Source organism: Variovorax sp. P4_D9, assembly GCF_056401695.1.
Map to the genome: position 1 here is coordinate 1 of NZ_JBFUIU010001777.1, position 519 is coordinate 519.

The 519-nt window shown below is 72.6% G+C and carries 1 pseudogene; it reads right to left on the reverse strand.

What is annotated here, in order from left to right:
• Window positions 1–508 (reverse strand): annotated as a pseudogene (locus tag AC1DY5_RS58295) (tripartite tricarboxylate transporter substrate binding protein); the annotation flags it as partial.
• Between the last annotated feature and the right edge of the window lie 11 nt (window positions 509–519).

The following is a 519-nucleotide window of genomic DNA, read 5'->3' on the forward strand; positions in this document are numbered from 1 at the left end:
TGTGATCGCTGCCGGCCGCCCGGAGCAGCAATGCGGCCTTCACCCAGTCCTGGCTCCCCACGGTGCCGCCGGCACCGAACACCACGCGCGACGGCTCTCGCTGCAGGGCGGCGATCACGTCCTGGAGCGATCGGTAGGGTGAGTCGCGATGAACCGCGATCACGCCGTAATCGGTGCCGAGGGCGGCGATCCATCGTGMCGCGGAGGCCGGGTGGGGACCGAAGCGGCCCTGGGCGATGTTGAGCAGCGAGCCGCTCGAGAAGGCCACCAGGATCGAGGGGCCGCCGATCCGGCCGGTGGCAATGCGGTCGAAGGCCAGCGCCCCGATGCCGCCGGGCAGAAAGCGCTGGCCGAGTGGCGGCCGGTTCGGCCGAACCACCTGCAAGCCGTCCCGCGCCAGCGCGCAGGTCAGGTCGAAGCCGCCGCCGGCCTTGGCGGGAATCACGCATTCCGCCGGGGCGAGGCTCGGATCGTATGCCGCGCCGGCCGCGAAGCAGGGAGCCGGCATGAGCACGGCAG